This is a genomic window from Neisseria sp. (assembly GCF_030530745.1).
GTDB lineage: Bacteria > Pseudomonadota > Gammaproteobacteria > Burkholderiales > Neisseriaceae > Neisseria.
Window position 1 is genome coordinate 1 of the sequence record NZ_JAUMUI010000027.1, and the last position, 25,458, is coordinate 25,458.

Sequence of the window (25,458 nt, forward strand, 5' to 3'; positions counted from 1 at the left end):
ACCAGGGACCTGCGGATTAACAGTCCGTCGCTCTACCGACTGAGCTATCGGGGAATAAATGTTAATTATAGCGTAGTTTTGAAAAGTGTCAATATTTTACGCTGTATTTTCACTGAAAATATCAATAAATTTGATACTGGCCGTCTGAAAACGCCCCTGTGCAAATACAGCGCTTTCAGGCATTTCCAAGCAGGATTTGCTCAACAGCAACGGCCGCCTGAAGCTCCGCAACGGCGCTTGCGGCAATAATCTTGAAACTCCAGTTCAGTCATAACCGGAGCGTTCGGATTATGCCTGCGTTGACAAGCAATATAATTTTGGTAATCGGGTACGCCTACCATCAGATTGGCGGTGAGACGCACGGTTTTCCAAATACGGCGAATGTGTTGCAGCAGGTTAGGATTCATTTTGCCGAACCTCGTTACGGTAAACAGGCGGAACTTCTTTGGCGGTGGGCCAAGCCACTTTACGCGCTTTCAGGGCGACACGCAATCCGTACACTGCCACGATTACCACTACCGACAGGAAAATCACGGTCAAGCCTGAGTTTACATAGTCGTTGAAAGCAATACGGCTCATTTGGGCGAGGTCTTTGGCGGGAGCCAGCACTTCACCGCGCGAAGCGGCTTCGTTGAATTTGGCCGCGTGCGACAAGAAACCGATTTTCGGATCGCTGTGGAACAGTTTTTGCAGGCTGGCATAACAGGTTACAAACAATACGCCCAAAGCGGGAACCAAAGACACCCAAACATAACGTTCGCGTTTCATTTTCACAAGCACCACACTCACCATAATCAGTGCCACGCCGGCCAACATTTGGTTGCCGATACCGAACAGCGGCCATAAAGAGTTGATGCCGCCCAAGGGATCGGTTACGCCGGTGTAAAGGAAGTAACCCCACAGACCTACGGCTATTAAGGTGGCAGTCAGGTTGGCGGGCAGGCTGTCGGTGTTGCCGAAAGGTTTGATGAAAATACCGCCCAAATCCTGAATCATAAAGCGTGCCACACGGGTGCCTGCATCAACGGCAGTTAAGATGAATAAGGCTTCAAACAAGAGTGCAAAGTGATACCAGAAAGCCATCATGCCGGGGCCGGAAATCAGCTGGCTCATGATATTGGCCATGCCGACTGCCAATGTAGGCGCACCACCCGCACGGGAAAGAATGGTATGTTCGCCCACGTCTTTCGCCATTTGCAGCAAAGTGGCTTCTTGTACGGGGAAGCCTAACTGATTGGTAATCACTTGTGCAGCATTGGCGGCATCGGTACCGATCAGTGCGGTGGGGCTGTTCATGGCGAAATATACGCCGGGGTCGAGCGAAGCAGCAGCGGCCAGCGCCATAATTGCTACAAAGCTTTCCATCAGCATACCGCCGTAACCGATCATGCGCACATGGGTTTCGTTTTCAACCATTTTCGGCGTAGTGCCTGAAGAAATCAGGGCATGGAAACCGGAAACGGCACCGCAGGCAATAGTAATGAACAGGAAGGGGAACAGGTTGCCTGAAAATACGGGGCCGGTGCCGTCGATAAATTTGGTTACCGCGGGCATCTGCAAGGCAGGACCGACAATCACGATGCCGATAGCCAATGCGATAATCGTGCCGATTTTCAGGAAAGTGGAAAGATAATCACGCGGGGTCAGCAGCAGCCAAACCGGCAATACGGCAGCTACGAAGCCGTAAATCATAATCGCCCAAGTGAGCTGTACACCGTCCATATCGAAAATATGGGCAAACGAGCTTTGTGCCACGTCTTCACCGAACACAATCGCGCACATCAGCAGAATAAAGCCGACAATCGAAATCTCGCCGATTTTGCCGGGGCGGATGTAACGGGTGTAGATGCCCATGAACAGCGCGATCGGAATGGTGGCCGCGATGGTAAACGTGCCCCACGGGCTGTTTACCAGAGCTTTCACCACAATCAGTGCCAACACGGCCATGATGATAACCATAATCATCAAAATACCGATGGAGGCAATCACGCCCGCCACCGTGCCCAGCTCCTGTTTCACGATATCGCCCAACGATTTGCCGTCGCGGCGCATAGAAACAAACAGTACCATCATATCTTGAACGGCACCGGCAAATACCACGCCGAAAATAATCCACAGCGTGCCGGGCAGATAACCCATTTGTGCGGCAAGCACCGGACCGACTAACGGCCCTGCTCCTGCAATTGCGGCGAAGTGGTGGCCGAACAATACGCCTTTGTGTGTGGGCACATAATCCAAACCGTCGTTATGCCGCTCGGCAGGGGTAAGCCGGCCGGCATCAAGTTGTGCTACGTTTTTAGCGATATACAGGCTGTAAAAACGGTAGGCGATGCAGTAAACGGAAACGGCGGCGATAACCATCCATACCGCATTAACCTGCTCGCCGCGGCTCAGGGCCAATGTGGTAAATGCGGCCAAACCGACCAATACCACAATGCCCCACAGTAGAAACGATTTTAGCTGTTTCATAAGAACCTCACGGGGTTGTTGAGAACGGATAAAAGAAATTTAAAGCCTGAAAATTCGTTAATAATGCAATATTTCATGAAACTGGAGCAAGATTAACATATTTGCTCAAAATAATGTGGGGTTTTAACAAAAGTATAGTTTGTCATCAGCGCCCAGCTTTGCAAAAAAAGCCCCCTCCCCTGCCGACATCCGCTGCGCTTGGAAACTGAAAAAGCAAGGCCGTCTGAAATGTTTTCAGACGGCCTTGCAATACAGAAAAACAGATGTTTATTTCAGTGCCGCAGCTTCTTTTGCCAATCGGGTAACGGTTGCCCAGTCTTTGTTTTGAACGGCTTCCTTCGGCGTGAGCCACGAACCGCCGACACACAATACGTTGGGCAGTTTGAGATATTCTGGCGCGCTTTCGAGGGTGATGCCGCCTGTGGGGCAGAAACTCACGTGGGCATACGGGCCGTAGAGGGCTTTGAGCATGGCTTTGCCGCCTACAGCTTCGGCAGGAAAAAGCTTCATGGTGTCGATACCGTTTTCCAGTGCCAGCTGCACTTCGCCGGGGGTGGCTACGCCGGGAATCAGAGGGATACCGCTGTTGCGGCCGGCTTTTGCCAGCGACTCGTGCAGACCGGGGCTGATGGCGAACACAGCGCCCGCATCTGCAACCGCTTTGAGTTGGTCGGGGTTGGTAACGGTGCCCGCACCAACAATCGCGCCTTTTACTTCTTTTTTAATCAGTTCGATGGCTTTGATACCGTGCTCGGTACGCAGGGTGATTTCGAGGGTGGGAATGCCGCCCTCAACCAAAGCGTGCGCCAGATCAACGGCGGTGTTGATGTCGTCGATCGCTATCACTGGGATAACGGCGCCTGCGGAAAGGATGTCGCGTGGGGTCATGTGGTTGCTCCAATCAGAACAGTTAGGTAGATATCGGTTTCAGACGGCCTCTATAGCGTTAGGCCGTCTGAAAATCTTTGCGGGCTTGTTATTTAAGAAAAATCGCCGCCCAAACTCATGGCGCCGGTTTCGGCGCTGCCGGTGATGCTGCGGAAACCGGCGAACAGTTCCCGGCCGATGCCGTGGGTGTTTTTGCTCAAATCCGGCTCAGGGGTTTCGCGCTCGGCCCATTCTTTTTCATCGACCAGCGCGGTCAGTTCGCCGGTAACGGAGTCGAAGCGGATTAAATCGCCGGTGCGGATTTTGCCGATGCCGCCGCCAAGCAGTGCTTCGGGACTCATGTGGATGGCGGCGGGCACTTTGCCGGATGCGCCCGACATGCGGCCGTCGGTAAGCAGCGCCACTTTAAAGCCGCGGTCGAGCAGAATCGCCAAGGGCGGCGTGAGTTTGTGCAGTTCGGGCATACCGTTGGCGCGCGGGCCTTGAAAGCGCACCACGCACACGAAATCGCGCTCCAGCTCGCCGCGCTCGAATGCGGCCAACACTTCTTTTTGGTCGTTAAACACGATGGCGGGCGCTTCGATAACGCGCTGGCTGTCTTTCACGGCGGATACTTTGATCACGCCGCGGCCGATGTTGCCTTTCATCAGGCGCAGGCCGCCGTCGGGTGAGAACGGGCGTGAGAACGGGCGCAGGATGTCTTCGTCGCGGCTTTCGGCCACGGCGTCGCGCCATTCGAGTTTGCCGTCGATCAGGAACGGCTCTTTGGTGTAGGCTTCCATGCCGTGCCCCATCACGGTTTCCACGTCGTCGTGCAAGAGGCCGTTGTTGCGCAGCTCGCGGATCACAAACGGCAGGCCGCCGGTGGCAGCGAAGTGGTTAACATCGGCTTGGCCGTTGGGGTAAACGCGGATCAGCAGCGGCACGATCGAAGAGATTTCGTCAAAGTCGTCCCAATTGAGAATGATGCCTGCGGCGCGCGCCATCGCCACCAAGTGCATGGTGTGGTTGGTGGAACCGCCGGTGGCCATCAGGCCGATAATGGCGTTGATAAACGATTTTTCGTCGAGCATTTCGCCGATGGGTTTGGCGGTTTGGTTTCTGATGCCTTCGGCCAAATGGGCGGCGGTATAACGGGTGAGCGCTTCGCGTATCGGGGTGTAGGGGTTGAAGAATGCGGCGGCGGGCAGGTGCACGCCCATCATCTCCATCATCATTTGGTTGGAGTTGGCGGTGCCGTAGAAGGTGCAGGTGCCGGGGCTGTGGTAAGAACCCATTTCGCTCTCGAGCAGCGCGTCGCGGCCGACTTTGCCTTCGGCAAACAGCTGGCGGGTGCGCGCTTTTTCTTTGTTGCCGATGCCGCTGGTCATCGGGCCGGCCGGCACGAAAATTCCGGGGATATGGCCGCAGCTCAACGCGCCTATCATCAGGCCGGGCACGATTTTGTCGCACACGCCGAAAAACAGTGCGCCGTCGAACATTTGGTGCGACAGGCCGACTGCGGTGCTCATGGCAATCACGTCGCGCGAAAACAGCGAAAGCTCCATGCCTTCGTAGCCCTGCGTGATGCCGTCGCACATGGCGGGCGTGCCGCCGGCCACTTGGGCGGTGGCGCCGTGTTTTTGCGCTTCGTCTTTAATCCAGTCGGGAAAATCTTTGAACGGCTGGTGGGCGGAAACCATATCGTTATAAGCGGTAATCATGCCGAGATTGGGCACGTTGTGCTTGAGCATTTCGATTTTGATGGTTTTGGGCATGGCGGCATAGCCGTGCGCCAGATTGGAACAGCCCAGTTGGTCGCGCTCGACGCGCCCCTGCTGTTTGAATGCGCGGATGCGCGCCAGATAGGCTTCGCGCGTGGGGCGGCTGCGTTCAATGATGCGCTCGGTAACTGCGGCAAGTTTGGGGTGGAGGGTGCTCATGATCTTTACTTTCGTGGTGGTGGTTTGCAGTGCGGCTTCAAACCGGGCATATTAAACCGGAAATATTGTTTTGTTGTGCCTGAGCCGTGATTTCCAATGTTCCGGGCCGTCTGAAATTCTTGCAGATATTATAATATAGTTTGTAGTTAAGTTACAAAATAAAGCTTGAACGAGGTCAAACTTTGTTCGTAGTTTTATAACAGCTCGTTACTTTGCCTGCGCCGTATGTTTTACTTAGGTCAACTTTTATTTAAAACGGCATAGACAAAATGTGTAGTGCTGTGTAGGATTGCTACCTGATTTCAGTACGATTGCGCTGTATTTTATCCGGATTACAGCCAAAAAGCGCGGAATATGTAACTCTATGCACATACTTTCCGCACGGGCAGCAGATAATTTTCAGAGAAAACCCTTGATGAAAGAAGAAATGATGAATACGCAAACAAACTTCGATTTGGTGTTATTTGGTGCAACCGGCGATTTGGCCATGCGCAAACTGCTGCCCTGCCTTTATCAGGCACACGTTGCCGGGCTGCTCCACCCCGCCGGCCGCATTTTGGGGGTGAGCCGCAGCGAACTGGACACCGCAGGGTTTCTCGCCAAAGTGGAAAGCAATTCCAAAATCCACATCAAGCAGAATTTCAGCGAAGAAGCATGGGCTTCTTTCACCAAGCGCATCCGCTATTTAACCGTTGACGTAACCAATCCCGACGACTTCAAAACACTGGCCGACACGGTAAAAGCGCGCAAAGAAACCGACAACGTGGTGGTTTACCTTTCCACCGCCCCGAAATTTTTCGCCCCCGCCTGCGCCGAACTGGCCAACGTGGGTTTAAACGGCAGCAATGTGCGCATCGTGCTCGAAAAACCGCTGGGCACCGATTTGAAATCTTCCCAAGCAATCAACACCGACGTGGCCCGCTATTTCAAAGAAGAGCAGGTTTACCGCATCGACCATTATTTAGGCAAAGAAGCGCTGCAAAACCTGCTGGCGCTGCGTTTCGCCAACCTCGTATTCGAGCCGCTGTGGAACAACAAATATGTGAAAAGCGTGCAGCTTACCATTGCCGAGCAGTTGGGCGTTGAAGAGCGCGGCGAGTTTTACGACATCACCGGCGCCTTGCGCGACATGGTGCAGAACCACCTGATGCAGATGCTGTGCATGACGGCGATGGAAGCGCCCAAAAGCCTCGATGCCGACGACGTGCGCGACGAAAAACTGAAAGTAATCAAATCACTCAAACCACTCACTTCCGCCGATGTGGACGCCGACGTGGTACGCGCCCAATACACCGCAAACAAAGGCATGAACGGCTATCTGCAAGAGAACAACGTGCCCGCCGGCAGCCGCACCGAAACTTATGTGGCCGTGAAAGCCGAAATCAACAACGAGCGCTGGGCCGGCGTGCCGTTTTATCTGCGCACCGGCAAGCGCATGGCCGGCAAAGTGGCCGAAATCGTGTTGAATTTCCGCGACCTGCCCAACCATATTTTTGAAAACAGCCAAGCTGCGCCCAACCGTTTGGTAATCGAATTGCAGCCTACCGAATCGGTATGCCTCTACACGCAGGTGAAAACCCCCGGCGCGGGCAACAAAGTGGAGCTTACCGCCCTGAGCGTGGACATGGGCAAAGCAATCCAAGGCCGCCGCGCCGAAGCCTACGAGCGCCTGCTGCTTGATGTAATCAACGGCAAGCTGGCGCTGTTCAACCGCCGCGACGAATTGGAAGCCGCTTGGGAATGGGTGATGCCGATTATGGAAAACTGGGAAAACAGCCCCACCCCGCCGCACGGCTACGCCGCCGGTTCATGGGGGCCGGAAGCTGCCCGCGGGCTGTTGGCGCGCAACGGCGACAAATGGCACGAAGAGCAGTAAATATTTTTTCAGACGGCCTTCCGGTTTGATTGCCCCTAATTCGATTGAGGCCGTCTGAAAACCATATTTCAAAAGCAGGAGAAAATTATGGCTTACCAATGGCATTCATTTGAAAATGCCGCCGCCGCGTCCGCCGCATTGGCCGACGCCGTGGCCGATGCCTTGCAGCAGGCGCTCGACAAAAAAGGCAGCGCCGTTTTGGCCGTGTCGGGCGGACGCTCGCCCATCGCCTTTTTCGAGGCCTTGTCGCAAAAAAAACTGGCTTGGCAAAACATCGGCGTTACGCTGGTAGACGAGCGCATCGTGCCCACCACTCATGCCGACAGCAACACCGGCCTGGTGCACGAATACCTGCTGCAAAACCGAGCCGCCGCCGCACAATGGATTCCCCTGGTGGAGGCAGGCAGAACTGAGGCCGGTTTGCAGCCCGAAGCCGTGGTTCAGACGGCCTTGCAACACTACCGCCAGCCTGATGTGCTGGTATTGGGTATGGGCGGCGACGGCCACACCGCATCACTGTTTCCGCAAGCGCCGCAGCTCGATAAAGGTTTGGATGAAGCCAACCCCGTGCCGCTTCTGCACACCACGCCCGTTACCGCCCCGCACGAGCGCGTGAGCATGACGCTGGCGGCCATTGCGCAAACCCCTGCCGTGTTTCTGGCCATCAGCGGTGCAGAGAAAAAAGCGGTGTTCGACCAAGCCGCCGCCGCACCCGGCAAAACCTACCCCACCAGCTATATACTCAACCACGAAAAGGTAAACTGCCATGTCTACTACGCCTACGCAGAATAAAACCGCCGCCAAGCAGCCTCAAACCGCAACCGTCGAATGGCCGCGGCTGGTGGCCGATATCGGCGGCACCAACGCCCGCTTCGCATTGGAAACCGCACCGCAGCAGATCGAAAAAGTGGAAGTATTGCCGTGCAACGATTACGACACCGTCGTTGATGCCGCACGCGAATACCTGAAACGCGCAGGCAGCCCCAAAATCAGCCATGCCGCCATCGCCATCGCCAACCCCATCATGGGCGACTGGGTGCAGATGACCAACCACCATTGGGCGTTTTCCATCGAAACCACCCGCCAGTCGCTCGGTTTGGAAACCCTGATTCTGCTTAACGACTTCACCGCACAGGCATTGGCGATTACGCAGGTGGCACCCGAAGAATTGGTGCAGGTGGGCGGTTCGAAACCCGTTGCCAACGCCCCCAAAGCCGTAATCGGCCCCGGCACCGGCTTGGGCGTGAGCGGCCTGATTCCGAGCAATGCCGGCTGGGTGCCGCTGGCGGGCGAAGGCGGCCATGTGAGTTTTCCGCCGTTTGACGATGCCGAAGTGATGATTTGGCAGTTTGCCAAGAAAAAATACGGCCATGTTTCTGCCGAACGCTTTTTGAGCGGCGCAGGCCTGACCCTGATTTACGAAGCGCTGGCCACTAAAGAAGGCGTGAAACCGCAGAAACTCACCCCCGCCGAAATCAGCGAGCAGGCTTTGAGCGGCTCTTCTCCCCTGTGCCGGCTGGCTCTGGATATTTTCTGCGCCATGCTCGGCACGGTGGCTTCCAACCTGGCCTTAACGCTGGGCGCCAGCGGCGGTGTATATCTGTGCGGCGGCATCATTCCGCGCTTTATCGACTATTTCAAATATTCGCCGTTCCGCAGCCGCTTTGAAAACAAAGGCCGTTTCGATGCCTATCTGGCAGCGATTCCCGTGTATGTGGTACTGAGCAGATTCCCCGGCATCCACGGAGCGGCGGTAGCCCTGTCCAACCACCTGCAGGGGCGCTGCAACAATACTGCGGCCCTGGGCGGTGCGGGCGAGCCGGCTTAAAAACACAAAGTCCCAATGGTTATTAGGGGCTGTCGACACTCAACGCAACGGCGGTGTTTTTGGTCAAAAATCCCCGTCTGCGGCGTTAAAAATGCTCGCAAGGTGTTCAACCTTGCTGCGCTTTTTGCCTTGCATACGTGGCTTTTGCCTCAAAAAACCGCTTCGTCGGTTAAATGTCGACAGCCCCTAGGAAAGAAACAAAATAAACAAGAAAAACATACGGTGTTTTTCAGACGGCCTCAATAATCTATGGCAGGCCGTCTGAAAAAACCGACTGCCTCAATAAGAACAATTATCCGGAAACATCATTTATTTGGGAAATACTATGTTAAGCAAAATCAGCGAATCACTAACCGATTTGTCAGGTGCCGAACGCAAAGTGGCCGAATCGGCGCTGGCCGAACCCAAATGGTTCGTACACGCCGCCGTGGCCGAAATCGCCGAGCGCGCCTCGGTGAGCCAGCCTACCGTTATCCGCTTCTGCCGCAGCTTGGGCTATAAAGGGCTGCCCGAATTCAAACTGGCGCTGTCGGCCAGCATCGGCCACGAAGGCATGCCTTATGTGCACGAAGAATTGAACGCCGACGACGACATGGCCAGCGTGGTGGAAAAAGTGCTGGGCAATGCCGCCGCCTCGATACTCGGCGCGCGCCGCTTTTTGAAAGAAGCCGAGCTGGAAACCGCCATCGCCATGCTCACCCACGCCCGCCGCATCGAATTTTACGGCGTGGGCAACTCGGGCATCGTGGCGCAAGACGCGCAGCATAAGTTTTTCCGCTTCGGCATTTCCACTGTGGCCTATGTGGACACACACATCCAACTGATGGCCGCCTCGGTGTTGAGCAACCACGACGTATTGGTGGTGATTTCCAACTCAGGCTCTTCCATCGAGCTGCTCGACGCTGTGAGCATCGCCAAAGAAAACGGCGCGGCGGTGATTGCGATTACCCGTTCCGGCTCGCCGCTGGCGCAACTGGCCGACTGTGTGCTGAGCATCGCCTCGCAGGAAAACGTAGAACTCTACACGCCGATGGTTTCGCGGCTGCTGCAATTGGCCGTTATCGACATCCTCGCCATCGGCCTGGCCCTGCGTTTGGGCGAAACCGCCAGCCTGCAGCTGCAAAAGAGCAAACGCAGCATTCACAGCAAACATTTGGAATACGATAAAAGCAAGGACTCAGAATCATGAAACACTTACAGGATCTACCTTCTTGGCGGGAACTCTGGAAACATTTCGACGCCACCAAAGGCCTGCATATGCGCGAAATGTTCGGGCAAGACCCCGAACGCGCCCAACGCTACTGGCTCGAAGTGGGCGGTATCACGCTGGATTATTCCAAAAACCGCATCACCGACGAAACGCTGAACCTGCTGTTCAAACTGGCGCGTGAAGCAGGCCTGCCCGAACGCATCAAACAGATGTTCCACGGAGAAAAAATCAACGAAACCGAAAACCGCGCCGTACTCCACATCGCCTTGCGCAACCGCACCAATTCGCCCATCGAAGTCGACGGCGAAGACGTGATGCCCAAAGTGAACCATGTGCTGCACCGCATGGGCGAATTCGCCCACGAAGTGCGCAGCGGCGAATGGCTGGGCTACACCAACCAAGTGATTACCGACGTGGTCAACATCGGCATCGGCGGCTCCGACTTAGGCCCGCTGATGATGTGCACCGCGCTCAAGCCCTTCGGCCACCCGCGTATGCGCATGCACTTCGTTTCCAACGTGGACGGCTCGCAACTGCGCGACGTGCTCGAAAAAGTGCACCCCGAAACCACGCTGTTCATCATCGCCTCCAAAACATTCACCACCCAAGAAACGCTCACCAACGCCCTGACCGCGCGCGAATGGTTTTTGAAACACGCAGGCGACGAAGCCGCGATTGCCAAACATTTCGTAGCCGTTTCCACCAACAAAAAAGCCGTGGCCGAATTCGGCATCGACACCGCCAATATGTTTGAATTCTGGGATTGGGTGGGCGGCCGCTACAGCCTGTGGTCGGCCATCGGCCTGCCGATTATGCTGTTTTTGGGCGAAGAAAACTTTATCGAAATGCTCAACGGCGCCCACCTGATGGACCAACACTTCGCCAACGCCCCGGCTGAGCAGAATATGCCCGTACTACTGGCGCTGATCGGCATCTGGTATATCAACTACTACGGCGGCGGCAGCCACGTTATCGCCCCTTACGACCAACACCTGCACCGCCTGCCCAAATTTATCCAGCAGCTCGACATGGAAAGCAACGGCAAACAGGTAACGCTCGACGGCCGGCCCGTGGCGCACGAAACCGCTCCGATTATCTGGGGTGAAACCGGTATCAACGGCCAGCACGCCTTCTTCCAGCTGCTGCACCAGGGCACGCACATCACCCCCATCGACCTGATTGCCTCGCTCGAAAAACGCAGCAACCTGCCCGGCCACCACGAAATCCTGCTGGCCAACGTGTTTGCGCAGGCCGAAGCCTTTATGCGCGGCAAAACCCCCGAAGAAGCGCGCGCCGAACTCGAAGCGCAAGGCTTGGATCAGGCGGAGATTGAAGCGTTGGTGCCGCACAAAACCTTTTCGGGCAACCGCCCCAGCAACATTATTCTGATGACCAAAATCAACCCCCGCAACATGGGCAGCCTGATTGCGCTCTACGAACACAAAACCTTCGTACAGGGCGTGATTTGGGGCATTAACAGTTTCGACCAATGGGGCGTCGAACTGGGCAAACAGCTGGCCAAAACCATTTTGGGCGAATTAACGGGTAAAACCGACGTGCAAAAGCACGACAGCTCGACCGAGCGCCTGATCCGCCTCTACCGCAACGCCAATTGCGATAAAGCGGACGGGTGCTGAAGAATCAGGCCGTCTGAAATAATTTTTTCAGACGGCCTGTTTGCAAGGTGGTAGTTGTAGCAAAATAACAGTATTCATAATATTGGAATATCGGTATTATCTGCCGTTTTTAAGATTCGCCGCCAATAAAAATTGCTGGAAACCTTAAAAAACTATCACCATTTTAAATCTCAACGAGGATATTGATATGTCTGCGCAATCACAACAAAACAACAACTTCGCGTTGTCTGTGTTGACCACGTTGTTTTTCATGATGGGTTTCATCACCTGCATGAACGACATCCTGATTCCCCACCTGAAAGAAATTTTCAAACTTTCCTACACTCAGGCAATGCTGATTCAGTTCTGCTTCTTCACCGCCTATGCCGTGGTGTCGATTCCGATGGGCAAACTGGTGGAAAAAATCGGCTATAAAGCCGGCGTTATCGGCGGTTTCCTGATTGCCGCCGTGGGCTGCCTGCTGTTTTACCCCGCCGCCGGCAGCCACTCTTACCCGATTTTCTTGGGCGCGCTGTTTATCTTGGCTTCGGGCATCGTGCTGTTGCAGGTTGCGGGCAACCCCTATGTAACCCTGCTGGCCAAACCGGGCAAAGAATCCTCCACGCTCACGCTGATTCAGGCATTTAACTCGCTGGCCACCATGATTGCCCCGCCGCTGGGCGCGATGCTGATTTTCGTGGACGCCACTGCCAGCGAAGCCGAGCGCATTTCTTCGGTGCAGATTCCCTATCTGGGCCTGGCAGGCTTTCTGATTCTGCTGGCCGTGGTGGTGAAAATGCTCCACCTGCCCGACGCGCGCAAAATCGCCGAAGCAGAAACCGAACACAACCACGACGGTAAAACCAGCGTTTGGCAATACAAACATATGGTACTCGGTGCCGCCGCCATCTTCTGTTATGTGGGCGCCGAAGTAGCCATCGGCTCGCTGATGATTAACGTGCTGGAAGTGGCTGCCGGCCTGAACCACACCACGGGTGCATTCTATCTGTCGGTTTATTGGGGCGGCGCAATGGTAGGCCGTTTCATCGGATCCGCCATGATGAACAAAATCGCACCCAACAAATATCTGGCATTCAACGCCGTTTCCACCATCACTTTAACCATTATCGCCATTCTGGCCGGCGGCGGCTTTATCACCATGTGGGCGCTGCTGCTGATCGGTTTCTTCAACTCGATTATGTTCCCGACCATCTTCTCGCTGGCCACCAAAGGCTTGGGCAAATTTACCGGTGCGGCCTCCGGCATTATCTGTACCGCGATTGTGGGCGGTGCAATCGTGCCCCTGGTACAGGGCTTCTTTGCCGACCACATCGGCCTGTTGGTATCGTATTTCGTACCCGCCCTGTGTTATCTGTATATCCTGTTTTTTGCCACTAAAGGTTACAGAGCCGACGAACAAACCGCTTGATTTTAATATTGTTTATTTGAAAACAATGATGCCGCCTGAAATTTCAGACGGCATTTTTATCCCCCCCCTGCTTCTGTTCCGGCATTGACAGGCCCGTCAAAGTAACCGGCCGGTATGCTGAAAATACAACCTGAACCGAAAATTCAAACGGCCTTTCCCTCTCATCCGAAATACCTTTTATCTGTTAATCAAACCGTTTAGAATTGTTCACAAAATTTGCATACCTTTGCCATACCGCATCTTTGCGGCATCAGGGCTTTTTGAGACAATAGCCGCGTTCTTCGGAACAAAACCGAAAAAAACAACGCAAATCACACGATTAAAGGAAAACCCGTGAAACGCATCTTTCTGTTTTTACTGACCAACATCGCCGTTTTGGTCGTTATCAGCATCATTCTGAGCATACTCGGGGTAAGCGCCAACCCCAACGACATGGTCAGTCTGCTGATTTATTCGGCGGTTGTCGGCTTTACCGGCTCAATCATTTCGCTGCTGATGTCCAAAACCATCGCCAAACGCTCGGTCGGCGCGGAAGTGATTACCCAACCGCACAATGAAACCGAAGCGTGGCTGCTGCAAACCGTTGAAAACCAAGCCCGCCAGTGGAACCTGAAAACGCCCGAAGTAGCGATTTACCACTCGCCCGAACCCAACGCTTTCGCCACCGGCGCCAGCAAAAACAACTCTTTGGTGGCCGTGAGCACCGGCCTGCTCGACAACATGACCCGCGACGAGGTGGAAGCCGTGCTTGCACACGAAATGGCCCACGTCGGCAACGGCGATATGGTTACGCTCACGCTGATTCAAGGCGTGGTCAACACTTTCGTTGTGTTTCTCGCCCGCGTGGTTTCCGGCATCGTGGCCCGCAGCGGCAACGGCGAAACCTCGCAAGGCACTTATATGCTCGTGAGCATCGTGCTGCAAATCGTGTTCGGCTTTTTGGCCAACTTTATCGTGATGTGGTTCAGCCGCCAGCGCGAATACCGCGCCGATGCGGGTGCAGCCCGACTGGTGGGCGCACCCAAAATGATCGCCGCCCTGCAACGCCTGAAAGGCAACGCCGGCGACCTGCCCAAAGAAATGACCGCCATGGGCATCGCCAGCGAAGCACGCGATTCTTTAATGAGCACACACCCCACCTTAGACAACCGCATCGCCCGCTTGAAGCAGCTGTAACCCGGCCTGCAATCCGGCAACCGATGTTTGAAGGCCGTCTGAAAATGTTTCAGACGGCCTTTCGCATTTATTTATCCTTATCGAAACTGCCAAAAAACAAACCTTCTTAGGAGCTTCAGCATTTAACCGACAAAGTGGTTTTTTGAGGCAAAAACCGCGTATGCAAGGCAAAAAGTGCAGCGAGGTTGAACACCTGCGGGCATTTTAGCTCCGCAAGTCCGCTACGCTGCCTAACGCCGCAGACGGGGTGTTTCGGCCAAAAATACCGCCGTTGCGTTGAATGTCGACAGCCCCTAATAAAACCATTGTTGCATTCCGGCCAACATATGAGGCGCTTCACGTTTTCAGACGGCCTTTTTACATTCAGGTTACTGCAAGTTGCATAGAAAACCACGATAATGCCGCCTTCTGCAAACAATCTGATTTTTATGAACCTTATGAAAAAATTATCCAAACTCATCTTCACCGGCCTGGCCTTAGGGGCGGCCTTTTCCGTACAAGCCGAAACCCGCGCGGTTATCGATACCGATATGGGCAGAATCGAACTGGCGCTGGATGAAAAAAAAGCCCCGAAAACCGTGGCCAATTTCACCGGTTATGCCAATAAAGGTTTTTACAACGGCACGATTTTCCACCGCGTGATCGACGGCTTTATGATTCAAGGCGGCGGCTTTACGCCCGATATGGTTCAAAAAGCCACCGGAAAAGCCGTTGCCAACGAGGCCGACAACGGTCTGAAAAACACTATAGGCACCATCGCCATGGCCCGCACTGCCAATCCGAATTCGGCCACCAGCCAGTTTTTCATCAACGTGGCCGACAACGATTTCTTAAACTTTAAAAATAAAACCCCCGAAGGTTACGGCTACACCGTATTCGGCAAAGTGGTTTCAGGTATGGATGTGGTACACAAAATCGCCAAAGTAAAAACCACCGATCAGGCCTACCACCAGAATATCCCCGTCCGGCCTGTGGTTATCCGCAATGTAACGATTGTGAAATAGGCGTCTTCATTTTCAGATGCAGCCCTTTTCAAACCAAAGCAATTAAAATCCGGCCATCATCAAACAGGCGTTAACAAAACCTCAAACCGCACGAAACGTTTCACTGGCCTTTTTATGTTACGATAACCGTTCTTGTTCCAATTTCCCATTTCGGAGATCATCATGAAAAAAACCTTATTGGCCGTTTGCTTAACCGCTGCAACGGCAACCGCCTCAGCTGCTGCCTATAAAATCGACAGCAACCATGCCAACGCCCGTTTCGCCATTGACCACTTCGGCACCAGCACCAACACCGCCGGTTTCTATAATTTAAGCGGCGATATGCAGTTTGACCGCAAAGCCAAAACCGGTTCCATCGACATTAAAATCCCGGCCAATACGATCAGTTCGAACAACACCCAGTTCGACAACCACCTGAAAAGTGCCGATTTGTTCAATGTTGCCCAATATCCGGAAATCCGTTTCCAATCTACCCGCTTCAATTTCAAGGGCGACAAAGTCAGCTCCGTAACCGGCAACCTCACACTTTTGGGCAAAACCGCCCCCATTACATTAAAAGCCACTAAATTCAACTGTTATCAAAGCCCCATGTTGAAAACCGAAGTATGCGGCGGCGACTTTGAAGCCGTTATCGACCGAACCAAATGGGGCATGGATTATCTGGTTTCGGCAGGCGTAAGCAAAAACGTGCGGTTGAATATCCAAATCGAAGCCGCCAAACAGTAGTGTTTTCAACTTTTCAGGCGGCCTGAACGTATTTTGCCAAGGCTCCCGCCGGAATTGAAAATAAAAACACGCCGGAGTACACAATATTCCGACGTGTTTTTAATACACTGCTAGGGGCTGTCGACATTTAACCGACGAAGCGGTTTTTGAGGCAAAAATCCGCGTATGCAAGGCAAAAAGCGCAGCAAGGTTGAACACCTTGCGGGCATTTTTAACGCCGCAGACGGGGATTTTTGACCAAAAACACCGCCGTTGCGTTGAATGTCGACAGCCCCTAGGGTGCATGCTTTGCTGATGGAAGCACAAATTAACAAGATTTTTTGAAAACCATTTTAGCGATTCTATATACTATGCATAGAAATGCCGCCTGAAAAATTCAGGCGGCATTTGAAATATAAAGAAAGCCCACAGAACGCGTGCTCTTGGCAGGCAAGCTGTTGAAATCCGGTATCGGAGAAATCATGCCGGCCTGCAATGCCAATATCGGTGATCCCTCCGCCGCCGCCGCGCTGGCCATCGGCAAAGGCTGGCGCACACCGGTGTATGCGCTGCTAGGCAATATCTGAATATTCGTTTTTGGCAAAACGCAGGTTTTAAAACACAAACCACAGGCCGTCTGAAAGCAAACGGCGCAGTTTCTGCGCAGCCAAAACTTTCAGACGGCCTAAAGCCTTTCAAACAGCCGACTTCAGCAACCAGTTTTTCACAGTCTGCACCGCCGCGCCAACCTGCCGTTTGTCGGGCATACACACATAATAAAACCAGCCGTGTAAAACCGGCTCCGCAACCACTTCCAACAAATTCAAACGCAATTCTTCGGCCAGCAGCGGCAGGCCCAGTAAAGCCACACCATGCCCCGCCACCGCTGCCTGCACGGCATGCGTGCCGTCCGAATAACGGGTACCGTGCCGGAACAGTGCCGGCGGCAATCCCGCCTGCTCCGCCCATGCCGGCCAATCGAACGCTTGCTGCTGCGGCAGATACCAGTTCAGATGGATTAACGGCCATTGCGCGGCATCTGCCGGCAGCTTCCGCTTCAGCCACGGCGCGGCCACTGGTGCGAAGCGTTCCTGAAACAGCGGCTCGGCCGTTGCGCCCGCAAACGTGCCGCCTCCGTAGCGCACCGCCAAATCCGCCGCACCGCCGTTCAAATCTGCCGCAGCATATGAGGCGTGAACGTGCAAATCGATTCCCGGGCAGGCCGTCTGAAAATCCGCCAGCTTCGGCACCAGCCATTTTGCGGCGAATTCGGGCGTTACCGACACCGTAACTTTGCTGCGGCCGCCGCTGCGGATGCGCTCGATGGCGGCGGAAATCCGGTCCAAACCCTCCGTTACCGCCGCCAGCAGCAGCTCTCCTTCGGCAGTCAACGCCACCGCGCGCACCCTGCGCACAAACAACGCACACCCCAAAGCCTCTTCCAACGCACGAATGCGGTGGCTGACCGCAGTAGCACTCACCGATAATGATTCGGCTGCCGCTTTGAAACTGCCTGAGCGTGCGGCAGCCTCAAATACATAAAGGGCATCGAGCGAAGGTAGGATTCTGGCCATCACAACAGATGAATATAAGTTATTTATCGATTGAGAATATATCGTTTGTTTTCTTATTTGGCAAATCGGATAATACCCAAACAAACAAGTTATATTCATCTGAAAGGATTCATCATGACAACCCTGCTCCATCTTGATGCCAGCGCCCGCAGCGGCCTTTCCGGCACCGATGCACACGGCTCGCACACCCGCCGCCTGAGCGCGCGCTTCGTACAGCAATGGCTGCAACACCGCCCCGACACCCGCGTGATTTACCGCGATATCGGCCAAAACCCGCCTTCCCCCGTTAGCGGCGAATGGATACGCGCCGCATTCACGCCCGAAAACCGCCGCGATCAAACGATGCGCGAAGCTTTGCGCGAAAGTGATACGTTGGTTGATGAACTTTTGGCCGCCGATTTGATTGTGGCCGGGGTGCCGATGTACAACTTCGGCCCGCCCGCCCAGTTCAAAGCATGGATAGACAACATCGTGCGCGTGGGCCGCACTTTCGGCTTCGACCGCAACCGCTCCGGCGATCCTTACTGGCCGCTGCTGGCAGACATGGGCAAACGTGTGGTGCTGCTGAGCGCCCGCGGCGACTGCGGTTACGACGGCGGCAAAATGCACGGTAAAAACCATGTCGAACCTTCAGTATTCACCGCCTTAACCTATTTGGGCATTACCGAACAGCACAGCATCGCCGTCGAATACGATGAATATGCCGACGAGCGGCTGGCGGAATCGTTGGCAGACGCCGAAGCGGCAACCGACCGTTTGGCGGCCTTATTGGCGGCAGTTTGAAAACTTCGGGCGGATTATTCGGCACGGTGTAAGCAGCCATGTAGGTTGGGTTAGGCGGTACGCCGTAACCCAACGTAACCGCAGGGGTCGGTTGGGTTTTCCGAAGCGGCAACGGTTGTTGGGTTGCGGCCTTAAAGCGGCCTAACCCAACCTACGCTTGCTGAAAACTTTCAGACGGCATGGATTAATTCATTCACTTCCAAACAACAATCCTTCCTTAATGCCCCGAATCTTATCCCTTAACACTGCCGCTTCTTCAAACTGCAAATCCCGCGCCGCCTGCTGCATCTGTTTCTCCAGGCGGGCGATTTCTTTGATGGCGTCTTCTTCGGTGTGAATCTCGCCCACTTTCACTTTACCCTTGCCTTTCAGACGGCCTTTGCCGCCTGCTTCTTCGTGATACACGCCATCAATAATGTCTTTCACTTTTTTATTGATCTGCTGCGGCACAATGCCGTGTTTCTCATTGAACTTAATCTGCTTTTCGCGGCGGCGTTCGGTTTCGTCTATGGCGGCCTTCATAGAATCGGTGATTTTGTCGGCATAGAGTATGGCGACGCCGTTGACGTTGCGGGCGGCACGGCCTATGGTTTGGATGAGGCTGCGGTGCGAGCGCAAAAAGCCTTCTTTGTCGGCATCGAGGATGGCCACCAGCGATACTTCGGGGATATCGAGGCCTTCGCGCAAGAGGTTGATGCCGACCAGCACGTCAAACAATCCCAAACGCAGGTCGCGGATGATTTCCACGCGTTCTACGGTGTCGATGTCGCTGTGCAGGTAGCGTACTTTAACGCCGAGTTCGCTGTAATAGTCGGTAAGTTGTTCGGCCATGCGTTTGGTGAGGGTGGTAACGAGGGTGCGCTCGCCTTTTTGGATGCGCGCGTTGATTTCGGATAATAAATCATCAACCTGCGTGGCAACGGGGCGGATTTCGATTTGCGGGTCGACGAGGCCGGTGGGGCGAACCACCTGCTCCACCACCTGCCCCGCGTGTTCTTCTTCGTATTTGGCGGGGGTGGCGGACACAAAAATGGTTTGCGGCATGATTTTTTCAAATTCGTGGAATTTGAGCGGGCGGTTGTCGCGTGCGGAAGGCAGCCTGAAACCGTAGTCGACCAGATTTTGTTTGCGCGAAGCGTCGCCTTTGTACATGCCGCCGATTTGGGTAACGGTAACGTGGCTTTCGTCGATAAACATAATGGCGTTGTCGGGCAGGTAGTCCATCAGCGTGGGCGGCGGCTCACCCTCTTTTTTGCCGGAAAAGTGGCGGCTGTAATTCTCGATGCCTTTACAAAAACCCATTTCGTAGAGCATTTCCAAGTCAAAACGGGTGCGCTGCTCGATGCGCTGCTGCTCCACGGGGCGGTTTTCTTTGGTGAAAAATTCGATGCGTTCGCGCAGTTCCTCTTTGATGCCTTCGCAGGCGCGCAACACGGTTTCGCGCGGGGTAACGTAGTGGCTGCCGGGGAACACGGTATACCGCCCCACACGTTGCAGGCTGCCGCCCGTGAGCGGGTCGAACAAATCAAGGCGGTCGATTTCGTCATCGAACAGGTTGATGCGCAAAGCGTTTTCGGAGCTTTCGGCGGGGTAAACGTCAATCACGTCGCCGCGCACGCGAAACGAACCGCGTTTGAAATCCATCTCGCCGCGCTCATACTGCATGGAAACGAGGGTGGAAATAATGTCGCGCTGGCTGAGTGTGTCGCCCTCTTTCACCGACAACACCATTTGCTGATACTCGGCGGGGTCGCCGATGCCGTAAATGGCGGAAACGGTGGCGACGATAACCACATCCTTGCGCGTCATCAGGTTTTTGGTGGCGGAAAGGCGCATCTGCTCGATGTGTTCGTTGATCGCGCTGTCTTTTTCAATGAACAAATCGCGCGAAGGCACATAGGCTTCGGGCTGGTAATAATCATAATACGACACGAAATATTCTACCGCGTTTTCGGGGAAAAATTCGCGCATCTCGGCATAAAGCTGCGCCGCCAGCGTTTTGTTGTGCGCCATGATGATGGCGGGGCGGCCGCTTTGTGCAATGACATTGGCCATGGTGTAGGTTTTTCCCGAACCGGTTACGCCTAACAGGGTTTGGTAGGAAAGGCCGTCTGAAAGCCCTTCGAGCAGGCCCGCAATAGCGGCGGGCTGGTCGCCGGCGGGCGGAAAAGGCTGGTGCAGTTTGAAGGGGGAGTTTTCGTATTGAATCACTTGCATTTTCAGACGGCCTTAAGGTTTGGGAAGCAAAAGAGTTATTATAGCAAGGCCGTCTGAAAGGTGTTTTACCGGTTTCAGACGACCTTGCTATAATGCGGATCGATATTGTTTTAAGGTTACGCAAATGTTTCACACACAGGACAACATAAGCGTCGCCATACGTATTGCCCTGATTGGAAGGGGTTGCACCCCTACCCGATAAACCCAAACTCTACCGCTATTTATGGCGGGGTCTCGACCGCAAAGGAATTTTTGATGAACACCCTGCCCTTTCAAGTCGAAATCGCCGAGCGCATGCTGGTGAACACCGAAAACGAAAGCATCCACCCCGATGCCCGCTTTCTGCAAACCGCCAACGGCTACTGGCTGGCCTGGCACGACGGCACCGCCGCCCTGCTCGCCCCAAACACCCCGTCCGACATCCCCTGCTTTTGGGTGGAAGGAGCGCACGACTTGGAAGAATTGGTTGCGATGGTGGAAAATGGCGACTTTGATGAAGTGGAAGAATTCGACGGCGACGACGAAGCCTGGCACCAAGCAGCGGCAGCTTGCCGCGAAGGGCACGGGCACGATGAAAACTGCACCCGCTAACCGACTGGACAGCGCAATGAACCTTATCAAACTCACCGTTCCGGCCGCCTGCTGCCTGCTGCTTAACGGCTGCGTGGTCGCCGCAGCCGCCGATTTGGCCGCCACCACTGTTTTAACTGCGGGTAAAGTGGCCGTAAAAGGTACCGGCGCTGTGGTGCGGGCGGCCATTCCCGACGGAGGCGACGAAAAAAAAGAGCAAAAAGAAAAGAAAAAACGGCAGCAGGAATTGGAAAAAGCTGACTACCGCACCGGAGATTACCAACGGGTAGAATAAACCGGCGGTTTGCCAAATCCGATTCAGACGGCATAGTTTTTTTACAAGCCATACCTGCATCTCAAAACAACTGTGTCATGCTCGGGCTTGATCCGGGTATCTGAGTTATTTCAAAAGAAATCAAGATACTCGGGTCAAGCCCGAGTATGACGGAACGGTTACCATAGTGGCTTAAATTCAACACGTACAACGTTATCTCGCCTTGCCGTACTATTTATACTGCCGGCGGCTTCGTTGCTTTGTCAGTGTTAAATTTAAGCCACTATAAAGTTAAGCGGTTTGACTGCCCTGCCGAAAATATTTCAGACGGCCTGAAAAGGCCGTCTGAAATATTTTCTAACGCACAACCTACATACGCCCCAGCTCGCGCTGCAATGCCTGGATATTCTGCTGGCGGTCGAGCACATGGCCTTGCAGTTGGGTGATCTGCTGCTGGTTGATGGTGCCGCCTTTGGCCGCGCGGGCGGAAGTGAGCGACTGCTGCGCTTCGGAAAGCGCTTTGCGTTCGTTGGCCAGCTCTTGTTCGAGTATGCTGCGGCGGCTGTTGCTGCCGGAAAGTTTGGGAGCGGCGGCGGCCGGCGGTGGCGTGTATTTTGCCGGCACGGCAACGGCCTGATTGGGTTTGGGTGCGCGTTTGACTGCAGCCTGTTTTTTCACTTCGGGCTTCGGCGCGCTCGGCACATAAGCCTGCGGCTCGTCGTAGCGGGTGCTGCTGTAACGCCCGATGGGCGGCAGGTCGGCAGCTTGGCAGTTACCTGTGTGGCGCGAGGTATAGGTTACTTCGCCGTTAATCACGCAGGTGTAGATTTTGGCCGAGGCCGTTTGGATATTGATGGTGTTCAACCCGATTAATGCGACTATCCCGATGATTTTTTTCATATTGTGCTTCATATTGAGAAAAGACCGACAAGCCCGCAAAAGCGTGCTGAAATGATATTGGGCAAGCGGCCGGCCGGGCTTCGGCAGGCCGCTTGTGTTAATGCGCTTCGGCAACTGCAGGTATTACCGCATCAGCGGCGGGCAGAGCCGGCGCGGCCTCGGCACCGATATGCGCTTTGGCTTGAGCATCCAGCAAGAGTTCGCTGGCGGCAAGCAGCAGGATGGCCTGTTTGAATGATGAATAAGACATATTGAATCCCCGTATTTTGATTAAAGTTATAAAAACAGCAAACCTGTTATAAACCCGAAGGCGGTTAAGGCATATCGGCGAACTGCGCTTCGATTTCACGCCCGATTTGCTCAAGCGTTTCCTGCCAGCCCAACCAATCCTCTTCAAGTTTACTTAATTTTACCTTGATGTCCGCCAAATTAGCGAGTGTTTTCTGGAGCTTTACTTTATTTGCATCTGAATAGGCATCTTCTTGTGCCAAAAATGTTTCACAAGCCGTCTGAATATCGTTTAAGGCGGACATTTCTTTTTCAGCATGCTCGATTTTCTGCTGTATCGGTTTCATGCGGCGCGCCTTTTCCTGCCGCATCTGCGCCTCCTGCCGTTTAGTGTCTTTGCGCCTTTGTGCCTGTGCGGAGGCAGCGGGCGCGGCGATGGCGTTTTCCTGCGCCAGCCACCACAGGCGGTAATCGTTCAAATCGCCGTCAAAAGGTTTCAGACGGCCTTTATCGATTAACAGGAAGCTGTCGGTGGTGGCTTCCAGCAGGCTGCGGTCGTGCGACACCACAATCAGCGCGCCCTGAAAGCTCTGCAGGGCCAGTGTGAGGGCGTGGCGCATATCCAGATCGAGATGGTTGGTCGGCTCATCAAGCAGCAGCAGGTTGGGCTTCTGCCACACAATCATCGCCAGCGCCAGCCGCGCTTTTTCGCCGCCGGAAAAAGGCGCGGTTTTTTGCAGGGCGGTATCGCCGGTAAAGTTGAAACCGCCGAGAAAGTTGCGGATTTCCTGCTCGCGCACCTCGGGCGAAAGCTGCTGGATGTGCCACAGCGGGCTTTGGTCTTCGCGCAGGGTGTCGAGCTGGTGTTGGGCGAAATAGCCGATATTGAGTTTGTCGGACTTCACCATCTGCCCGCCCTGCAAAGCCAGTTCGCCCGCCAAGGCTTTGATGAAGGTGGATTTGCCGCTGCCGTTCACGCCCAACAAGCCGTAGCGCGCGCCGCTTTCGATTGAGAGGCTGATGCCGTGCAAAACGGTGGTAGCACCGTAGCCCAAGTCGGCCTGATCAAGTTTTAACAAGGGGTTGGGCAGGTGTGCGGGGCTTTCGAATTCGAAGCTGAATTCGCTGTCGAGATGTGCGGGGGCGATGCGCTCCAGTTTGGCCAGCGCCTTCATGCGGCTTTGTGCCTGCACGGCTTTGGTGGCTTTGGCTTTGAAGCGGTCGATAAACGACTGCAAATGCTTGATGTGTGCCTGCTGTTTGGTATAGGCGGCCTGCTGCTGCGCCAAGCGTTGGGCGCGCTCGTTTTGGTAGAAATCGTAGTTGCCGCCGTAGAGCGTGAGTTTTTGGCCGGACAATTCAACCGTGTGGCCGGTGGCGGCGTTGAGAAAATCGCGGTCGTGGGAAATGATAATCTGCGTGCACGGCAGGCTTGCCAAGTGGTTTTCGAGCCACAGCACGGTTTCCAAATCCAAGTGGTTGGTAGGCTCGTCAAGCAGCAGCAGATCGGCGCGGCACATCAAGGCCTGCGCAAGGTTGAGCCGCATCCGCCAGCCGCCGGAAAAGGCTTTGACGCTTTTGCCGTGTTCTTCCTGCGAAAAACCCAAGCCGCTTAACAGTTTGGCGGCGCGTGCGGGCGCGGTATAGGCGTCGATTTCTTCCAGTTTGGCATGGTATTCGGCCTGCTTCATGCCGTCGTTTGCCGCTTCGGCTTGCGCCAAGGCCGTCTGAAAAGCCTGCAACTCCGCATCGCCCTGCAACACATAATCGAGCGCGGAAATATCCAGCGCGGGCGTTTCCTGCGCCACCGCCGCCGTTTTCCAATGTTTGGGCACCAGCACGTCGCCGCCGTCTTGGCTGATTTCGCCTTTCATCAGGGCAAACAGGCTGGATTTGCCCGTGCCGTTTTTGCCGATTAATCCGACACGCCAGCCAGGGTTGACGGTAAGGTTGGCTTTGTCGAGCAGCACTTTCAAGCCGCGTTGCAGGGTGAGGTTTTTCAGTTCTATCATGGGGCGGGCAATAGGCAAAAGGAGGTATTGTAGCCGAAATAATAAAAAGGGCTGATTATCCCGCCCAATACTCGCTGCCGTCCTCAGGGTCTATCCAGACGGCGTAGGCGGGGCAGTCTTCGTGGGTGAACCAGATAATAATATCGCCTTCATAAGCACCGTAAGGCATATCGCTTTCCGGCCAAACCTCCCTGAATATCCGCTCCCACTCCTCGGGCGTATGCTCAATAATCTTACCGTCGCGTTGCAGTTTCAGATGACCTCGGCGCAAAAGCTCTTTAAATAGAATAAAAAAAGCTTCGGTTTGTTCTTCAAAATCCTCAGAAAAGTCTTTAATTGTGTCCCACAGTACTGACAGGTTCAACCCTATCATGCCCGTATAAACTCCTCGGACAGGGTCAAATTCAAAAAACGATGCAATATCTTTTTCCAATCTGCCTGCATACGATTTTTCAATTGTTTCATTCATTTCACTACCTTTCTATTTAAATTTAATTTCAAGACGTTGGTTCGGTTGGTGCCTCGTCATTTGATTCAATTTCTTATCTCCCACCATCTCAATTGTCCACCTCGGTTTGCTTCCGTCCGGTAGTACCGTACTTGACACCGAACGTACGTTAATCGTCGCCCCGTCTGCGGTTTTGATATACCAGCGTCCCGATTGGTTCGGCACACTGATCAATTTCCCTCCCCCCAAACTCTCCGCATACTCGAACACCTCTTTGCGCAGTTGCGCATTGCTGATTTTGCTGCTGTCGAATACGCGGGTGGTATTGA

24 protein-coding genes are annotated in these 25,458 nt (G+C 54.3%); 13 read left to right on the forward strand and 11 right to left on the reverse strand.

Features of this window, described 5'->3' with window-relative positions; genetic code table 11:
- Nucleotides 1–200: 200 nt before the first annotated feature.
- From Q3970_RS08870 to edd, 4 genes are all read right to left on the reverse strand, one after another.
- Nucleotides 201–392 (reverse strand): YbdD/YjiX family protein, encoded by a 192-nt coding sequence (locus Q3970_RS08870; RefSeq protein ID WP_303100242.1) that lies wholly within the window; start codon nucleotides 390–392, stop codon nucleotides 201–203.
- Nucleotides 393–396: 4 nt separating this feature from the next.
- Nucleotides 397–2,469 (reverse strand): carbon starvation CstA family protein, encoded by a 2,073-nt coding sequence (locus Q3970_RS08875; RefSeq protein ID WP_303100219.1) that lies wholly within the window; start codon nucleotides 2,467–2,469, stop codon nucleotides 397–399.
- Between the two features lie 267 nt (nucleotides 2,470–2,736).
- A complete protein-coding gene (locus Q3970_RS08880) occupies nucleotides 2,737–3,357 on the reverse strand; it encodes a bifunctional 4-hydroxy-2-oxoglutarate aldolase/2-dehydro-3-deoxy-phosphogluconate aldolase (protein WP_303100220.1) in 621 nt (206 codons plus the stop codon).
- 92 nt (nucleotides 3,358–3,449) lie between these two features.
- Nucleotides 3,450–5,279: a phosphogluconate dehydratase gene (gene edd, locus Q3970_RS08885; protein WP_303100221.1), complete on the reverse strand. Its 1,830-nt coding sequence runs from the start codon at nucleotides 5,277–5,279 to the stop codon at nucleotides 3,450–3,452.
- Between the two features lie 430 nt (nucleotides 5,280–5,709).
- Between edd and zwf the strand changes: the two genes are divergently transcribed.
- From zwf to Q3970_RS08935, 10 genes are all read left to right on the forward strand, one after another.
- Entirely contained in the window at nucleotides 5,710–7,155 is a 1,446-nt protein-coding gene (zwf, locus tag Q3970_RS08890) for a glucose-6-phosphate dehydrogenase (RefSeq protein WP_303100222.1), read from the forward strand.
- A gap of 87 nt (nucleotides 7,156–7,242) precedes the next feature.
- On the forward strand, nucleotides 7,243–7,947 hold the full coding sequence (gene pgl, locus Q3970_RS08895) for a 6-phosphogluconolactonase (protein ID WP_303100223.1): 705 nt from the start codon (nucleotides 7,243–7,245) through the stop codon (nucleotides 7,945–7,947).
- Nucleotides 7,922–8,983 carry a glucokinase gene (locus Q3970_RS08900; protein ID WP_303100224.1) on the forward strand — a complete coding sequence of 354 codons (1,062 nt, stop codon included), beginning with the start codon at nucleotides 7,922–7,924 and terminating at the stop codon, nucleotides 8,981–8,983. The genes pgl and Q3970_RS08900 overlap by 26 nt, the downstream gene beginning before the upstream one ends.
- 325 nt (nucleotides 8,984–9,308) lie before the next feature.
- Nucleotides 9,309–10,172, forward strand: coding sequence for an SIS domain-containing protein (locus Q3970_RS08905; protein WP_303100225.1), 864 nt, complete (start codon nucleotides 9,309–9,311; stop codon nucleotides 10,170–10,172).
- Nucleotides 10,169–11,830 (forward strand): glucose-6-phosphate isomerase, encoded by a 1,662-nt coding sequence (gene pgi, locus Q3970_RS08910; protein WP_303100226.1) that lies wholly within the window; start codon nucleotides 10,169–10,171, stop codon nucleotides 11,828–11,830. Before Q3970_RS08905 ends, pgi begins: the two co-directional genes overlap by 4 nt.
- Nucleotides 11,831–12,017: 187 nt before the next feature.
- Nucleotides 12,018–13,238: a sugar MFS transporter gene (locus Q3970_RS08915; RefSeq protein ID WP_303100227.1), complete on the forward strand. Its 1,221-nt coding sequence runs from the start codon at nucleotides 12,018–12,020 to the stop codon at nucleotides 13,236–13,238.
- A gap of 333 nt (nucleotides 13,239–13,571) precedes the next feature.
- Nucleotides 13,572–14,414, forward strand: coding sequence for a protease HtpX (htpX, locus tag Q3970_RS08920; protein ID WP_303100228.1), 843 nt, complete (start codon nucleotides 13,572–13,574; stop codon nucleotides 14,412–14,414).
- Between the two features lie 437 nt (nucleotides 14,415–14,851).
- The gene (locus Q3970_RS08925) at nucleotides 14,852–15,418 is read left to right on the forward strand and encodes a peptidylprolyl isomerase (RefSeq protein WP_303100229.1); all 567 of its coding nucleotides are present in this window, start codon (nucleotides 14,852–14,854) and stop codon (nucleotides 15,416–15,418) included.
- Nucleotides 15,419–15,580: 162 nt separating this feature from the next.
- Entirely contained in the window at nucleotides 15,581–16,144 is a 564-nt protein-coding gene (locus tag Q3970_RS08930; protein WP_303100230.1) for a YceI family protein, read from the forward strand.
- Between the two features lie 437 nt (nucleotides 16,145–16,581).
- Nucleotides 16,582–16,710, forward strand: coding sequence for a hypothetical protein (locus Q3970_RS08935; RefSeq protein WP_303100231.1), 129 nt, complete (start codon nucleotides 16,582–16,584; stop codon nucleotides 16,708–16,710).
- A 108-nt stretch (nucleotides 16,711–16,818) separates the two neighbouring features.
- On the opposite strand, the gene Q3970_RS08940 is transcribed toward Q3970_RS08935, so the two are convergent.
- Nucleotides 16,819–17,697: a LysR substrate-binding domain-containing protein gene (locus Q3970_RS08940; protein WP_303100232.1), complete on the reverse strand. Its 879-nt coding sequence runs from the start codon at nucleotides 17,695–17,697 to the stop codon at nucleotides 16,819–16,821.
- A 114-nt stretch (nucleotides 17,698–17,811) separates the two neighbouring features.
- On the opposite strand from Q3970_RS08940, the gene Q3970_RS08945 reads away from it, so the two are divergent.
- A complete protein-coding gene (locus tag Q3970_RS08945) occupies nucleotides 17,812–18,480 on the forward strand; it encodes an FMN-dependent NADH-azoreductase (RefSeq protein WP_303100233.1) in 669 nt (222 codons plus the stop codon).
- Nucleotides 18,481–18,669: 189 nt separating this feature from the next.
- Here the strand turns inward: Q3970_RS08945 and uvrB are convergent, their stop codons facing one another.
- Entirely contained in the window at nucleotides 18,670–20,697 is a 2,028-nt protein-coding gene (uvrB, locus tag Q3970_RS08950; protein ID WP_303100234.1) for an excinuclease ABC subunit UvrB, read from the reverse strand.
- Between the two features lie 255 nt (nucleotides 20,698–20,952).
- Between uvrB and Q3970_RS08955 the strand changes: the two genes are divergently transcribed.
- Nucleotides 20,953–21,288 carry a general secretion pathway protein GspG gene (locus Q3970_RS08955; protein WP_303100235.1) on the forward strand — a complete coding sequence of 112 codons (336 nt, stop codon included), beginning with the start codon at nucleotides 20,953–20,955 and terminating at the stop codon, nucleotides 21,286–21,288.
- Between the two features lie 16 nt (nucleotides 21,289–21,304).
- Entirely contained in the window at nucleotides 21,305–21,562 is a 258-nt protein-coding gene (locus Q3970_RS08960) for an NF038104 family lipoprotein (RefSeq protein WP_303100236.1), read from the forward strand.
- Between the two features lie 348 nt (nucleotides 21,563–21,910).
- Here the strand turns inward: Q3970_RS08960 and Q3970_RS08965 are convergent, their stop codons facing one another.
- The 5 genes from Q3970_RS08965 to Q3970_RS08985 form a co-directional block, all read right to left on the reverse strand.
- Nucleotides 21,911–22,441 (reverse strand): hypothetical protein, encoded by a 531-nt coding sequence (locus Q3970_RS08965; protein WP_303100237.1) that lies wholly within the window; start codon nucleotides 22,439–22,441, stop codon nucleotides 21,911–21,913.
- 97 nt (nucleotides 22,442–22,538) lie between these two features.
- On the reverse strand, nucleotides 22,539–22,691 hold the full coding sequence (locus tag Q3970_RS08970; RefSeq protein ID WP_303100238.1) for a hypothetical protein: 153 nt from the start codon (nucleotides 22,689–22,691) through the stop codon (nucleotides 22,539–22,541).
- Nucleotides 22,692–22,755: 64 nt separating this feature from the next.
- Nucleotides 22,756–24,681: an ATP-binding cassette domain-containing protein gene (locus Q3970_RS08975; protein ID WP_303100239.1), complete on the reverse strand. Its 1,926-nt coding sequence runs from the start codon at nucleotides 24,679–24,681 to the stop codon at nucleotides 22,756–22,758.
- A gap of 55 nt (nucleotides 24,682–24,736) precedes the next feature.
- Nucleotides 24,737–25,150: a DUF596 domain-containing protein gene (locus Q3970_RS08980; RefSeq protein ID WP_303100240.1), complete on the reverse strand. Its 414-nt coding sequence runs from the start codon at nucleotides 25,148–25,150 to the stop codon at nucleotides 24,737–24,739.
- A gap of 12 nt (nucleotides 25,151–25,162) precedes the next feature.
- A partial coding sequence (locus tag Q3970_RS08985; RefSeq protein WP_303100241.1) for a hypothetical protein occupies nucleotides 25,163–25,458 on the reverse strand: 296 nt, incomplete at its 5' end.

What these genes read in the sequence shown, in the direction of transcription:
- Q3970_RS08875 (WP_303100219.1), bottom strand. Translation starts at nt 2,469, where the DNA reads ATGAAACAGCTAAAATCGTTTCTACTGTGGGGCATTGTGGTATTGGTC.
- Q3970_RS08880 (WP_303100220.1), bottom strand. Translation starts at nt 3,357, where the DNA reads ATGACCCCACGCGACATCCTTTCCGCAGGCGCCGTTATCCCAGTGATA.
- edd (WP_303100221.1), bottom strand. Translation starts at nt 5,279, where the DNA reads ATGAGCACCCTCCACCCCAAACTTGCCGCAGTTACCGAGCGCATCATT.
- zwf (WP_303100222.1), top strand. Translation starts at nt 5,710, where the DNA reads ATGAATACGCAAACAAACTTCGATTTGGTGTTATTTGGTGCAACCGGC.
- pgl (WP_303100223.1), top strand. Translation starts at nt 7,243, where the DNA reads ATGGCTTACCAATGGCATTCATTTGAAAATGCCGCCGCCGCGTCCGCC.
- Q3970_RS08900 (WP_303100224.1), top strand. Translation starts at nt 7,922, where the DNA reads ATGTCTACTACGCCTACGCAGAATAAAACCGCCGCCAAGCAGCCTCAA.
- Q3970_RS08905 (WP_303100225.1), top strand. Translation starts at nt 9,309, where the DNA reads ATGTTAAGCAAAATCAGCGAATCACTAACCGATTTGTCAGGTGCCGAA.
- pgi (WP_303100226.1), top strand. Translation starts at nt 10,169, where the DNA reads ATGAAACACTTACAGGATCTACCTTCTTGGCGGGAACTCTGGAAACAT.
- Q3970_RS08915 (WP_303100227.1), top strand. Translation starts at nt 12,018, where the DNA reads ATGTCTGCGCAATCACAACAAAACAACAACTTCGCGTTGTCTGTGTTG.
- Q3970_RS08925 (WP_303100229.1), top strand. Translation starts at nt 14,852, where the DNA reads ATGAAAAAATTATCCAAACTCATCTTCACCGGCCTGGCCTTAGGGGCG.
- Q3970_RS08930 (WP_303100230.1), top strand. Translation starts at nt 15,581, where the DNA reads ATGAAAAAAACCTTATTGGCCGTTTGCTTAACCGCTGCAACGGCAACC.
- Q3970_RS08940 (WP_303100232.1), bottom strand. Translation starts at nt 17,697, where the DNA reads ATGGCCAGAATCCTACCTTCGCTCGATGCCCTTTATGTATTTGAGGCT.
- Q3970_RS08945 (WP_303100233.1), top strand. Translation starts at nt 17,812, where the DNA reads ATGACAACCCTGCTCCATCTTGATGCCAGCGCCCGCAGCGGCCTTTCC.
- uvrB (WP_303100234.1), bottom strand. Translation starts at nt 20,697, where the DNA reads ATGCAAGTGATTCAATACGAAAACTCCCCCTTCAAACTGCACCAGCCT.
- Q3970_RS08955 (WP_303100235.1), top strand. Translation starts at nt 20,953, where the DNA reads ATGAACACCCTGCCCTTTCAAGTCGAAATCGCCGAGCGCATGCTGGTG.
- Q3970_RS08960 (WP_303100236.1), top strand. Translation starts at nt 21,305, where the DNA reads ATGAACCTTATCAAACTCACCGTTCCGGCCGCCTGCTGCCTGCTGCTT.
- Q3970_RS08965 (WP_303100237.1), bottom strand. Translation starts at nt 22,441, where the DNA reads ATGAAAAAAATCATCGGGATAGTCGCATTAATCGGGTTGAACACCATC.
- Q3970_RS08970 (WP_303100238.1), bottom strand. Translation starts at nt 22,691, where the DNA reads ATGTCTTATTCATCATTCAAACAGGCCATCCTGCTGCTTGCCGCCAGC.
- Q3970_RS08975 (WP_303100239.1), bottom strand. Translation starts at nt 24,681, where the DNA reads ATGATAGAACTGAAAAACCTCACCCTGCAACGCGGCTTGAAAGTGCTG.
- Q3970_RS08980 (WP_303100240.1), bottom strand. Translation starts at nt 25,150, where the DNA reads ATGAATGAAACAATTGAAAAATCGTATGCAGGCAGATTGGAAAAAGAT.